10 protein-coding genes are annotated in these 12273 nt (G+C 62.8%); 4 read left to right on the top strand and 6 right to left on the bottom strand.

Features of this window, described 5'->3' with window-relative positions:
• Positions 1–3: 3 nt before the first annotated feature.
• The gene (ettA, locus tag EN807_RS15985) at positions 4–1653 is read right to left on the bottom strand and encodes an energy-dependent translational throttle protein EttA (RefSeq protein WP_135935626.1); all 1650 of its coding nucleotides are present in this window, start codon (positions 1651–1653) and stop codon (positions 4–6) included.
• A gap of 262 nt (positions 1654–1915) precedes the next feature.
• Here ettA and EN807_RS15980 point away from each other — a divergent pair, with 262 nt between their 5' ends.
• Positions 1916–3208, top strand: coding sequence for a GGDEF domain-containing protein (locus EN807_RS15980; RefSeq protein WP_135935625.1), 1293 nt, complete (start codon positions 1916–1918; stop codon positions 3206–3208).
• 10 nt (positions 3209–3218) lie between these two features.
• Here the strand turns inward: EN807_RS15980 and EN807_RS15975 are convergent, their stop codons facing one another.
• Entirely contained in the window at positions 3219–4244 is a 1026-nt protein-coding gene (locus tag EN807_RS15975) for a ribonuclease (protein WP_135935624.1), read from the bottom strand.
• A gap of 203 nt (positions 4245–4447) precedes the next feature.
• Between EN807_RS15975 and EN807_RS15970 the strand changes: the two genes are divergently transcribed.
• From EN807_RS15970 to EN807_RS15960, 3 genes are all read left to right on the top strand, one after another.
• Positions 4448–5383 carry an alpha/beta hydrolase gene (locus EN807_RS15970; RefSeq protein WP_135935623.1) on the top strand — a complete coding sequence of 312 codons (936 nt, stop codon included), beginning with the start codon at positions 4448–4450 and terminating at the stop codon, positions 5381–5383.
• Positions 5384–5480: 97 nt separating this feature from the next.
• Positions 5481–6656 carry a CaiB/BaiF CoA-transferase family protein gene (locus tag EN807_RS15965; protein WP_135935622.1) on the top strand — a complete coding sequence of 392 codons (1176 nt, stop codon included), beginning with the start codon at positions 5481–5483 and terminating at the stop codon, positions 6654–6656.
• A complete protein-coding gene (locus EN807_RS15960) occupies positions 6653–8302 on the top strand; it encodes a thiamine pyrophosphate-binding protein (protein WP_135935621.1) in 1650 nt (549 codons plus the stop codon). The genes EN807_RS15965 and EN807_RS15960 overlap by 4 nt, the downstream gene beginning before the upstream one ends.
• A 40-nt stretch (positions 8303–8342) precedes the next feature.
• Here the strand turns inward: EN807_RS15960 and EN807_RS15955 are convergent, their stop codons facing one another.
• From EN807_RS15955 to EN807_RS15940, 4 genes are all read right to left on the bottom strand, one after another.
• Complete coding sequence (locus EN807_RS15955) at positions 8343–8792, bottom strand: CHRD domain-containing protein (RefSeq protein WP_127315319.1); 450 nt, start codon at positions 8790–8792, stop codon at positions 8343–8345.
• A gap of 192 nt (positions 8793–8984) precedes the next feature.
• Complete coding sequence (locus EN807_RS15950; RefSeq protein ID WP_029351531.1) at positions 8985–9956, bottom strand: ABC transporter substrate-binding protein; 972 nt, start codon at positions 9954–9956, stop codon at positions 8985–8987.
• An 81-nt stretch (positions 9957–10037) separates the two neighbouring features.
• The gene (locus EN807_RS15945; RefSeq protein ID WP_135935620.1) at positions 10038–11174 is read right to left on the bottom strand and encodes an ABC transporter permease; all 1137 of its coding nucleotides are present in this window, start codon (positions 11172–11174) and stop codon (positions 10038–10040) included.
• A complete protein-coding gene (locus EN807_RS15940; RefSeq protein ID WP_135935619.1) occupies positions 11171–12049 on the bottom strand; it encodes an ABC transporter permease in 879 nt (292 codons plus the stop codon). Before EN807_RS15940 ends, EN807_RS15945 begins: the two co-directional genes overlap by 4 nt.
• Between the last annotated feature and the right edge of the window lie 224 nt (positions 12050–12273).

Below are 12273 nucleotides of genomic sequence, written 5' to 3'. Positions count from 1 at the left end.
ACCTTACCGTGTCAGCCGCTTGTACGTCATCCTGTGCGGATTGACGGCATCGGGGCCGAGCCGGCGGATCTTGTCCTGCTCGTAATCCTCGAAATTGCCCTCGAACCATTCGACATGGCTATCGCCCTCGAACGCCAGGATGTGCGTCGCCAGCCGGTCGAGGAACATGCGGTCGTGCGAGATGATGACGGCGCAGCCGGCGAAGTTTTCCAGCGCGTCTTCGAGTGCCGCCAGCGTTTCCGTATCGAGATCGTTGGTCGGTTCGTCGAGCAGCAGCACATTGCCGCCGGTCTTCAGCATCTTGGCCAGATGCACGCGGTTGCGCTGGCCGCCGGAAAGGTTGCCGACCTTCTGCTGCTGGTCCTGGCCGCGGAAGTTGAACGAGGAGCAATAAGCGCGCGTATTGGCTTCGTATTTGCCAAGCTTGACCACTTCGGCGCCGCCCGAGATCTCTTCCCACACCGTTTTGGTCGGGTCGAGCGCGTCGCGGCTCTGGTCGACGTAACCGAGCTTGACCGTCTCGCCGACGCGGATCATGCCGGCATCCGGCTTTTCTTGACCGGTGATCATGCGGAACAAAGTCGTCTTGCCGGCACCGTTCGGGCCGATGACGCCGACGATGCCGCCCGGCGGCAGCTTGAATTCGAGATCATCGATCAGCAGCTTGTCGCCAAAGCCCTTCGACAGATCGTCGACCTCGATCACCACATTGCCAAGCCGCTCGCCATGCGGAATGACAATCTGCGAGTCGGTCGGACGCCGCTTGTCGGCCGCATCCAGCAGATCCTGGAAGGCCTGGATGCGCGCTTTCGACTTGGTCTGTCGGGCTTTCGGGCTGGACTGGATCCACTCGCGCTCGCGGCCGATCGCCCGCTGGCGCGCGTCGTCTTCGCGGCCCTCCTGCTTGAGCCGCTTGGCCTTGGCTTCGAGATATTTGGTGTAGTTGCCCTCATAGGGAATGCCGCGGCCGCGGTCGAGCTCGAGGATCCAGCCGGTGACATTGTCGAGGAAGTAGCGATCGTGGGTGATGATCATCACCGCGCCCGGATAGGCGCGCAGATGCTTTTCCAGCCAGGCTGTCGTCTCTGCGTCGAGATGGTTGGTCGGCTCGTCGAGCAGCAAGAGATCGGGCTGGCGCAGCAGGAGCTGGCACAGCGCGACGCGCCGGCGCTCGCCGCCCGACAGCTTGGTGACGTCGGCTTCCTTGGGCGGGCAGCCCAGCGCTTCCATCGCCATTTCGACCTGCTGTTCGAGATCCCACAGGTTCAGCCGGTCCATCTCGTCCTGGAGCTTGGCCGACTCGTCGGCCGTCTCGTCGGAATAGTTCATCATCAATTCATTGTAGCGCTCAATGATCGCGGTCTTGGCGGCGACGCCTTCCATGACGTTCTCGAACACGGTCTTGCTCGCATCGAGCGCCGGCTCCTGCGCCAGGTAACCGACAGTCGCGCCTTCGGCCAGCCACGCCTCGCCGCTCCACTCCTTGTCGATGCCGGCCATGATCTTGAGGATGGTCGACTTGCCCGCGCCGTTCGGGCCGAGGATGCCGATCTTGGCGTCGGGGTAGAAGGAGAGGTGAATATTCTCGAGCACCTTCTTGGTGCCATAGGCCTTGTTGAGGCCGGCCATGTGATAGATGAACTGGCGTGCCACGCGCGCTTTCCCTGAAAAGTCGACTGTAATGTCGGATTGAATGGAAGTTGGGCGCTATGTAGGCGATGCCGCGCCGAACGGCAAACTGTTTTGGCATTTCGGACCTATCTTCGGGCCGGACACGCTCATCGACCTGTCTTCGCTTTTGGTTCGCTGCATAGCCCGACGAAAGCTCCGGTTAATTATTCCGCGTCAGAAAGGTGATGGATGGGGAATCGCCAGCAAGCCGCGATTTCTGCAGAGAAAGATCGGATCGACGGCGTTGCTGAACAGTTTTCTGCTCCTTGTCGAAGCGGCTCTCTACTTCGGCGTCATGGTCACGCTTTTCCGGTTCAGGCACCGTATCGGCCTCGGCGTTTTTGTCTGCGCCCTCGGGGCCATGCATTTCCTGGAAACCTACCTCGCCAGCGTCTTTTACGTCGCGCTGCCGTTCGGCATGGTTTCGCCCGGGTCCGCCGTGCTGTTTTCCGGCAAGCTGGTGATGCTGCTGTTGCTCTACATCAAGGAAGACGCGGCAACCGTCCGGCAGCCGATCTATGGCCTGTTGCTTGGCAATGCCCTAATGATCGGGCTTGTGCTGGTCCTGCGCCTGCATGAGATCGCACCGCTTCCCAAGGGCAAACTTCCCGACATCGGTTTCATCGACCAGATGGGCTGGCTGATGGTGTGGGGCACGACGCTGCTCTTCGTCGACGCTATCCTGATCATCCTGCTTTACGAAAAGCTTGGGCGTTATCTTCGCAAAGCGCTGTTCTTCCGCATCCTGATCTCCGTCGCTTGCGTGCTCACTTTCGACCAGGCTGGATTTTTCACCGCGTTGCACGTCGTCACCGGCGCGCCGATCGCGGTTTTCTTTGGCGGCTGGTTCGCCAAGATGGCGGCAGCACTTGCCTACAGCACCATGCTTGTCGTTTATATCAAATGGTTCGAGGCGCGGCAGATTCCGGCGCCGCGCGGCCTGTCCGATATTTTCGAAACGCTGACCTATCGCGAGCGCTACGAGGCGCTGGTCGAGCATGTCGGCCGCGACGGCCTCACCGGCCTGCTGCACCGGGGACGCTTCGACAGCGACGGTGAAGCCGCTGTAGGCGCCAGTCTGCGAACGGCCAAGCCGCTCAGCCTCGTGATCATCGATGTTGACCATTTCAAATCGATCAACGACCGCTTCGGCCACGCCGAGGGCGACAAGGTGCTGAAATCCGTCGCTGCCCTGCTTGGCGAAATTGTCGATCCCGAGGATCAGGTGTTCAGGATCGGCGGCGAGGAATTCGCCATCCTCTGCTCACGTTCGCATTCGGTCGCCAGGCTGCTCGGCGAAAGCATCAGGCAGGCGGTCAAGACATCGGCAAGCACCAGCCGGTTCGACATAACCGTCAGCGCCGGCATCTCCACCGTCAGCGACACGACCCGCTGCCTTGCCGATGTCTTTGCGCTGGCCGACCAGCGCCTCTACAAAGCCAAATCGACCGGCCGCGACCGCGTTGTCGGCGAACCGGGCGGCCACGAGGCCGATAGCCTCCCACGGACCAGGCCAGCGCGCGGCGTCGGCGCATAGGCATTCCGTGTCACTGGAACTCGATGGGATCGACGGTGCCTTTCGGACAGCCGGCATTGTTCGTCGGCACTGATGCCAGCAACAGCTCACTGAGCGAAGAGTTCGGACCGATCGGGCCGGCCAGGCCGAGCGTCAGTTCGCCGATCAGCCGCCTGCCGCTCGAATGGTCGTTCAGGCAGGAGACGCGAACCCGCTCGCCGGCTCCAGTGCCGAAAGCACTGTCGAAGGCGGCACGGATCTGGTCGGAGGTTAGATCCCGGCCAACGTTTTGCGTGAAAAGATCACGCACCGATGAAGCATTCACCGCGCGCGTCAAATTCAGCGCATCGGAAAAATACTCCTGCTGGCCCTTGCCGTAACAGGTGCCATGCTTGATCCACTCATGCCTGTCGAGAGCGGATGCGGTGCCTGGCATCACCTGATCGAGCTCCGACCGGGTGTTCGGGTCGAGCTCGACCGGCGGCAGGTCCCGCCAGTGCGCCGGATTGTCGTTCGCCCTGTCGGCCGCTGCCACCTGGCAATAGAAATTTCCGTTCGGCTGCGGCCACAGCCCATGCAAGGTGAAATGCCTCGCTTCGAAACCGGCCGCGGTCTGCGCCTTGCATTCGGTCTTGCTGGGCTTGGTTTCGCAGAACGCCGGCTGCCAGCTCAGCGCGAGGACATATTCGGGTTTTCCAGAAGCCGGCGCATCAGGTTTCTCCTGGCCGGCGGGCGCGGGAGCTGCCGGTTCCGTGGATGCACTGCCGCCCGAAACGTGGCCGCAATCGACCTTCACCCAGCGGCGCTCGGGGTCGGCGCCCGGCACTCGGATCAGATAGTGCGTGGGAGCATCCTTGTTGCCAGCCAGCAGTTCATAGCTCTGTCCCGCATCGGTCGAGATGTTGCCGGGATTCTTGCCGTTCTTGATGGCCTGTGTCGCTGGACAGGTGGCGTCGGCCACGAAGGAGCCGCTCATCTTCACCTCGGCCCGAGCAGCACCCGCTAGCAACGCGGCGACAAGCGCAAATTCGAAAACCAGACCTGTCCGCGTATGCATAAAAGTACCCCGGTGAAAAATGCTGCGGCAACAAGACGGCCGCCCTCTCTTGGTATCAAATTCTCCATGTCAGAATTGCGATACCCGCGTTGCGACGCAAGAACAGCACTGCGGAAAAACTAGGCCAACGGATTGACGCAAAACCGGCCTCGGCGCACACAAACGTCCGCGGGCGTGAAAGACGCGTTGGAGACGAAGCGACAATGTCATTCAGCCAGCAGCGCGTGCTCCGATCCCCGACCGGCGCCGAGCTCAACGTTTATGTGAAACGCGCCGAGGGCCGCCCGCGCGCGGTCGTCCAGATTAATCACGGACTGGCCGAACACGCCGCGCGCTATGTCCGCTTCGCTACCTTTCTGGGTGAGCGCGGCTTCCATGTCTACGCCCACGACCATCGCGGCCATGGCGCAACCAAGGCGCCAGACGCTCCGCTCGGCAGGTTCGCTCAAACAGACGGCGGCGCCAACGTCATCGCCGATGTCGCGGCTGTGCACGACCTCATCGCCTGCGACCACCCCGGCCTGCCCGTCATCGTCTTCGGCCATTCCATGGGCGGCCTCGTCGCGCTGAATTTCATGCTTCATCATTCGAGCCGCCTGCACGCCGCCGCCATCTGGAACGCTAATTTTTCCGCCGGGCTCGCCAGCCGTGTCGCGCGAATCATCCTGGCCTGGGAACAATTCCGGCTCGGCTCCGACATGCCGTCGCGCATGCTGCCGAGACTGACCTTCCAGGCCTGGGGCAAAGCCGTCCCCGATCACCGCACGCCGTTCGACTGGCTGTCGCGCGACGCAGCCGAAGTCGACAAGTATATCGCCGATCCGCTATGCGGCTGGGATGCCTCCGTGTCGATGTGGCGCGACCTGTTCGGGTTCGTCTTCGACGGCGCCGACGACACTAATTTTTCCGGTGTCCGCAAGACCCTGCCGATCTGCCTGGTCGGCGGCGAAAAGGACCCCGCCACCGACGGCGGCAAGGCGGTCAGCCATCTCGCCGGCCGCCTGCACAGGATGGGTTTTTCGAATCTCGTTTCAAAGGTTTACGCCGAGACCCGCCACGAAAGTCTGAACGACGTGAATCGAGATAAAATCATGGACGATTTCGCCGCATGGGCCGACAGCGTGCTGAAACAACCATGATCGACATCGACAAGATCGGGTTTGGCCCATTGCAAGAACCGTGACAGCATCACGCGGGATTGATACAGGCTGCGTTTCCGATCAATCACGGTGATCCATGACTGAGCCTCCGCTGAAAGGTGTCCGCGTAATCGAACTCGCCCGCATCCTGGCCGGACCGTGGGCGGGGCAGCTGCTCGCCGATCTCGGCGCCGACGTCATCAAGGTCGAGAGCCCTGATGGCGGCGACGACACCCGCAAATGGGGTCCGCCCTTCGTCATGAGCCATGACGGCGAAAACCTTTCAGCCGCCTACTATCATTCCTGCAATCGCGGCAAGCGCTCCATCGCCATCGATTTCTCGACGCCCGAGGGCGCCGAGACAGTGCGCCGGCTGGTCGCCACATCAGACGTTCTGATCGAAAACTTCAAGCTCGGCGGCCTGAAGAAATACCGGCTCGACCATGAGAGCCTCAGGGAAATAAACCCGCGGCTGATCTATTGCTCGATCACCGGCTTCGGCCAGGACGGGCCGTATGCGCCGCGCGCCGGCTATGACTTCATCATCCAGGGCATGGCCGGCATGATGTCGATCACCGGCGAGGCCGGCCGCGAGCCGCAAAAGGCCGGTGTCGCCGTCTCCGACATCTTCACCGGCCTGTATTCAGTGATTGCCATCCAGGCCGCACTTCGCCATGCCGAGAAGACCGGCGAGGGCCAGCATATCGACATGGCGCTCTACGACACCCAGATCTCGGCGCTCGGCAACCAGAACCTCAACTATCTGGTCTCCGGAAAATCGCCGGTGCAGATGGGCAACGCGCATATGAACATTGCGCCCTACGAAGTGGTGCCGGTGAAGGACGGCCATATCATCCTGGCGATCGGCAATGACGGGCAGTTCGCCAAATTCTGCGCGGCCATCGGCTTGGACGACCTGCCATCGAACCCCGATTTCGCCACCAATCCCGCCCGGGTCGCCAACCGGGCGAAGCTGCGCGAGCATATAATCGAGGCGCTGAAAACCTTCGATCGCGATCCGCTGCTGGCCAAACTGGAGGCGGCAAGTGTGCCTGCCAGCCCGATCAACACGATCGGCGAGATGTTCGCCGACCCGCAGACCATCGCGCGTGGCATGCGGCTCGACCTCGACGACGGCCACGGCAATCTCTTGCCCTCGGTGCGCGCGCCGATGGTCATGTCGGGCACGCCGCTGGTCTATGAGCGGCCCTCGCCGCGTCTTGGCGAACACACCGAAGAAATCCTTGCCGAACTGGAGAGGTCAGGAAAATGAAGACCGGCGGACAACTGATCGTCGATGCACTCGAAGCCAACGGCACCGACCGCATCTATTGCGTGCCCGGAGAATCCTATCTTGCGGTGCTCGACGCGCTGCACGATTCGACGATCCGCACCATCGTCTGCCGCCAGGAGGGCGGTGCTGCGATGATGGCCGATTGCCATGGCCGCCTGACCGGCAAGCCCGGCATCTGCTTCGTCACCCGTGGCCCCGGCGCCACCAACGCCTCGGCCGGCATCCACATCGCCATGCAGGATTCGGTTCCCGTCATCCTGTTCATCGGCCAGGTCGCCAGCCATGCCAAGGGGCGCGAGGCTTTTCAAGAGGTCGACTATGTCAGGTTCTTTGGCGATATCGCCAAATGGGTGGTCGAGATCGACGATGCCTCGCGCATCCCCGAATTGGTCACGCGGGCCTTCGCGGTAGCGACGTCCGGCCGCCCCGGACCGGTCGTCATCTCGCTGCCGGAAGACATGCTGGCCAGCCTTGCCGAGGCGCCAGAAGCCCTGCCCCACACGCCGGTCGAAACGCGGCCGGGCGAGGCCGAGCTCGATGCTCTCGAAAAGCTCCTCAACAAGGCGATGCGCCCCTTCGTTATCCTGGGCGGCACGCGCTGGGATGCGGAGGCCGTCGCGCGGATGCGGACGATCGCCGAAGCCTGGTCGCTGCCGGTCGGCTGCTCCTTCCGCCGCCAGATGCTGTTCGATCATCTCCATCCGAACTATGCCGGCGATGTCGGCATCGGCATCAACCCGAAGCTGGCCACCGCGATCAAGCAGGCCGACCTCGTGCTGCTGATCGGCGGCCGCATGGGCGAGATGCCGTCCTCCGACTACACGCTGCTCAAGAGCCCCTACCCCGACCAGACGCTGGTCCATGTCCACGCCGATGCCGGCGAGCTCGGCCGTGTCTATCGGCCGATGCTGGCGATCAACGCCTCGCCTTCCGCGTTCGTCGAAGCCTTCGCCGGGCGCAAGCCAGCCGCCACGCCGGTCTGGGCGGATGAAACACCGAAGCTGCACGCCGCCTATCTCGACTGGTCGACACCGCCCGAAAGTGGTCCCGGCGCCGTCCAAATGGGACCGATCATGAACTATCTCGAAAAAATGCTGCCCGACGATGCGATCCTCACCAACGGCGCCGGCAACTACGCGACCTGGGTGCACCGTTTCCACCGGTCCCGGCGCTTTGCCACGCAGGCCGCCCCCACCTCCGGCTCGATGGGCTACGGCACGCCGGCAGCGGTCGCAGCCAAGGAATTGTTCCCCGAGCGCGATGTGATAGCCTTTGCCGGCGACGGCTGCTTCCTGATGAACGGGCAGGAGTTCGCCACCGCCGTGCAATACGATCTGCCGATCATCGTCGTCGTCGTCAACAACGGCATCTACGGCACCATCCGCATGCATCAGGAGCGCGAGTATCCGGGCCGTGTCGTCGCCACCGATCTGCGAAATCCCGACTTTGCGGCTTTGGCCCGCGCCTATGGCGGCCATGGCGAAACGGTCGAGAAGACGGCCGACTTCGCGCCGGCCTTCGAACGCGCGCGTGCCAGCGGCAAGCCGTCGATTGTCGAGATCAGGCTCGACCCCGAAGCCATCACGCCAACCCGAACGATGACCCAGATAAGGAACAGGTCGTGATCCGATAAGAAGGCGCTCCTTCCGTCGGCAGAGGAGTCGGCTACATCGTCGCCGCCTTCTCGATCTGTCCGCGGATCTCGCCGTCCTTGTGGGCCGCCGTATGGATGTTGATGTAGTATTTGCCGGCCATCAGGTCGGCAGCCTGCGCGTCGGTCAGAATCGCCGCCCCCTTGAACGGGCTTTTCGGAGCGCCCTTGAACGGGACGGCGACGTCGGCATTATCACCCTTTGCCGCCGGACCGTGAATATGTCCGGCCGTAGCCGGGCCGCTGAGACCTGAATACGTCACGTTCCAGGTGAGCTGTTTCGTGGCGGTGTCGAAGACGAGAGCGGCGGTACCTTTGCCCTCGGTGGTGATGGGCGGATTCTGCTGAGCGCCATCGAGCGTCGCCTTCATCTTCATCATGTCGGCCAAGGCCGGTGAAGCGCATAGGACGGAAGCCGAAACGGCCAGCGCCGAAAGCATCGGCGAGAAGGATTGCATTCGCATGGGAATCTCCGTTGGCGGTGACATCCGCTGAAGCTGGATGCACTGGGACAACGGTTGTGGCGAGCGGATGTTTCCACCGGTAACGGCTATTTTACAACCCAGCAAAAAGGGGCGGTCGCCCGCCCCTTTTTCGAATTGCAGGCTGCATAGGCCCGGTTGATCGCCTCTACCTGATCGCCCTATTTGATGGCCCTACTTGATCGCCTTGTCGGTGATGGCGGTCGTGTAGGCGCCGGTCGGCTCCTTGGTAATGATCTTCTGGTCGAGCAGCGCCTTGGCGGTGCGCGCGTAGGTCGCCGGGTCGAGCTTGCCGTCGGCATTGTCGATCAGCTTGGCGACTTCGCCCATCATGCGCTTTTGGTGGTTCTCGTCCTGGCCGCCATTGTCCATGACGATGCCGGCCGCCTCGTCGGAATTGTCGACAGCGTATTTCCAGCCCTTCATCGAGGCGCGCACGAAACGCACCATCTTGTCCTCGAAGGCCGGATCCTTGAGCTTGTCCTCCAGGGCATAGAGCCCGTCCTCAAGCAGGTCGTTGCCCATAGCGGAGTAGTTGAAAACGATCAGCTCTTCCGGCTTGTAGCCGGCATCGATGAGCTGCCAATATTCGTTGTAGGTCATGACAGAAATGCAATCCGCCTGCTTCTGGATCAGCGGCTGCACGTCGAAACTCTGCTTCAGCACGGTGACGCCGTCCGGGCCGCCATCGGTCTTCAGGCCGAGCTTGTTCATCCAGGCGTAGAACGGATACTCGTTGCCGAAGAACCAGACGCCGAGCGTATGGCCCTTGAAGTCGGCCTCGGTCTTGACCGGGCCGTCCTTCGGGCAGACCAGCTGCATGCCGGCCTTCTTGAACGGCTGGGCGATATTGACCAGCGGCACGCCCTTTTCGCGGGCGGCGAGCGCGCCGCCCATCCAGTCAACGATGACGTCTGCGCCGCCGCCGGCGATCACCTGCTCCGGCGCAATATCGGGGCCGCCCGGCTTGATCTCGACGTCGAGGCCCTCGGCCTCATAGAAGCCCTTGTCCTTGGCGACGTAGTAGCCGGCGAACTGGGCCTGCGTGACCCATTTCAGCTGCAGCGTCACCTTGTCCGCGGCCATCGCCTGGAACGCGGCAAGCGACATCGCGCCGGCCAGCATCGAAATAACAAGTCTTTTCATGTTTTTACCCTCTGAAGTTAAGTGTTCACCCTTTAGGATCAGGACCTTCAATGCGCTCCTGATTCCAAACCCGCCACCGCCCTATCCACCACGGATGGAGGGATGCCAAAACGTAACGGCTCTCTCGAAAAGAGCGACCACGCCATAAAAGACCGAACCCGCAAGTGCTGCAACTGCGATTTCGGCCCAGACCATATCGATGTTCATCCGCCCGACTTCGGTCGAAATCCGGAATCCCATGCCGACCACCGGCGTGCCGAAGAACTCCGCGACGATGGCGCCGATCAGCGCCAGCGTCGAATTGATCTTCAGCGCGTTGAAGATGAAGGGGGCTGCCGCCGGCAACCGCAACTTGAACAGCGTCTGCCAGTAGCTCGACGCATAGGTGCGCATCAGGTCGCGCTCTATGTGGCCGGAGGCGGCAAGGCCGGCGACCGTATTCACCAGCATCGGGAAGAAGGTCATGATGATGACGACGGCGGCCTTCGACTGCCAGTCGAAGCCGAACCACATGACCATGATCGGCGCCACGCCGATGATCGGCAGCGCCGACACCATGTTGCCGATCGGCAAAAGCCCGCGCCGCAGGAACGGCACGCGGTCGGCCGCGATGGCGGCGAGGAAGCCGGCGCCGCTGCCAACCACATAGCCGAAGATCACCGCCTTGAAGATGGTCTGCCGCACGTCGGCGGCCAGCACCGGCAGCGAATTGGCGATGCGCACGCCGATGGCGCTTGGCGGCGGCAGCAGAATGAAGGGGATGCCCGCGCCGCGCGTCACCGCCTCCCAGATGATCAGGATCCAGGCGCCGAAGATCGCCGGGATGATCAGCCTCAAAGCGGTCGCCGCCCAGCGCGAGGTAGGGCGAAGCGCGGACAGGGCTGTCACGCAGCGCCAGGCCAGAAGCCATGCCGCGGCAAGCAGTAAGTAGAAGGATGCGCGAGCGGTCCCCTCATTGCCGGTTATGCCGGCGAGCAGCATCCACGCCGCGCCGTGCGCGCCAAGGAAGAGCAACACCACCCCAATCACCGGTGGGAAATTATCGGCCGCGATTGCCAGAAGCAGCAAAAGGAAAATCAAAGCCACGGTAGCGACACCGTAGCCGGGCGTGGCATTGACAAGCGGCCAAAGAAGGAGCGCTCCGGCAAGAAGGACAAGCGCGGCATATCCCTGCCAGGAACGGGGCGTGATTGACGAAAGGCTGAGGAGATCGCTCATGCCGGCCTCCCGCCCATGGCGCGGTCGACGATGCGCCCGGCCATGCCGACCACCATAACCAGCAGGGCTGCCACGACCGAGCCGGCAACCAGCGCCGACCAGATGTCGATGGTCTGGCTGTAATAGGCGCCGGCAAGCAGCTTGGCGCCGATGCCGGCGACGGCGCCGGTCGGCAGTTCGCCGACTATGGCGCCGACCAGGCTGGCGGCGACCGCCACCTTCATCGAGGTGAACAGGAACGGCACCGACGCCGGCACGCGCAATTTCCAAAAGGTCTGCGAGGGGCTGGCATTGTAGGTGTGCATCAGGTCGAGATGGGTGAGCTCGGGTGAACGCAAACCCTTGACCATACCGACGGCCACCGGGAAGAACGACAGATAGGTCGAGATCAGCGCCTTCGGGATCAGCCCGGTGACGCCGATCGCCGCCAGCACGACGATGATCATCGGCGCCACCGCCAGGATCGGAATGGTCTGCGAGGCGATGATCCACGGCATCAGGCTGCGGTCGAGCGTCGCCACATGCACGATACCGACGGCAATCACGATGCCGAGCGCCGTGCCGAAGGCGAAGCCGAGCAGCGTCGAGGACAACGTCACCCAGGTATTGTAGACAAGGCTGCGGTTGCTGGTGACGCTGCGCAGAAACGTGTTCTCGAAGAAATTCACAGCCACCTGATGCGGCGCCGGCAGCGTCGGCTTCGGCTGCGACATCGTCTTGCCGATGAATTCCACAACCCCCGGCGTCTCGCCGGCGCGGCGGTCGAGATCGCGCTGGAACGGCGCGTTTAGGATGGCGGCGAAAACATACCAGACGACCACCACGCCTGCGAGAATCGAGGTCACCGGAACGATCTTGTCGCGAAAGCTATCCATCTAGCAGCCCTCGCCAGGTTGGCACACGCTCTGCGTAACGCGAGAGAGTGACCGCGCTTTCGTCATCCTGGGGCCGAGCCGCCGCAAAGCGGCGGGCGTAGAGGGAGCGGCCAACCACGCCTTCGTCATCCTAGGGCGAAGCCGCCGCGAAGCGGCGGGCGTAGACCCTAGGATCCATTCCGTGACTTCGGCGGAATGGCCCAAGCGGTCCAGAATATCCACCA

The sequence above is a fragment of the Mesorhizobium sp. M5C.F.Ca.ET.164.01.1.1 genome (genome assembly GCF_004792125.1).
Classification (GTDB): domain Bacteria; phylum Pseudomonadota; class Alphaproteobacteria; order Rhizobiales; family Rhizobiaceae; genus Mesorhizobium; species Mesorhizobium wenxiniae.
The sequence above is the reverse complement of the archived record's forward strand: the minus strand, read 5'-3'. Positions and strand labels throughout refer to the sequence as shown.

What these genes read in the sequence shown, in the direction of transcription:
- EN807_RS15975 (WP_135935624.1), bottom strand. Translation starts at nt 4,244, where the DNA reads ATGCATACGCGGACAGGTCTGGTTTTCGAATTTGCGCTTGTCGCCGCG.
- EN807_RS15970 (WP_135935623.1), top strand. Translation starts at nt 4,448, where the DNA reads ATGTCATTCAGCCAGCAGCGCGTGCTCCGATCCCCGACCGGCGCCGAG.
- EN807_RS15965 (WP_135935622.1), top strand. Translation starts at nt 5,481, where the DNA reads ATGACTGAGCCTCCGCTGAAAGGTGTCCGCGTAATCGAACTCGCCCGC.
- EN807_RS15960 (WP_135935621.1), top strand. Translation starts at nt 6,653, where the DNA reads ATGAAGACCGGCGGACAACTGATCGTCGATGCACTCGAAGCCAACGGC.
- EN807_RS15955 (WP_127315319.1), bottom strand. Translation starts at nt 8,792, where the DNA reads ATGCGAATGCAATCCTTCTCGCCGATGCTTTCGGCGCTGGCCGTTTCG.
- EN807_RS15950 (WP_029351531.1), bottom strand. Translation starts at nt 9,956, where the DNA reads ATGAAAAGACTTGTTATTTCGATGCTGGCCGGCGCGATGTCGCTTGCC.
- EN807_RS15945 (WP_135935620.1), bottom strand. Translation starts at nt 11,174, where the DNA reads ATGAGCGATCTCCTCAGCCTTTCGTCAATCACGCCCCGTTCCTGGCAG.
- EN807_RS15940 (WP_135935619.1), bottom strand. Translation starts at nt 12,049, where the DNA reads ATGGATAGCTTTCGCGACAAGATCGTTCCGGTGACCTCGATTCTCGCA.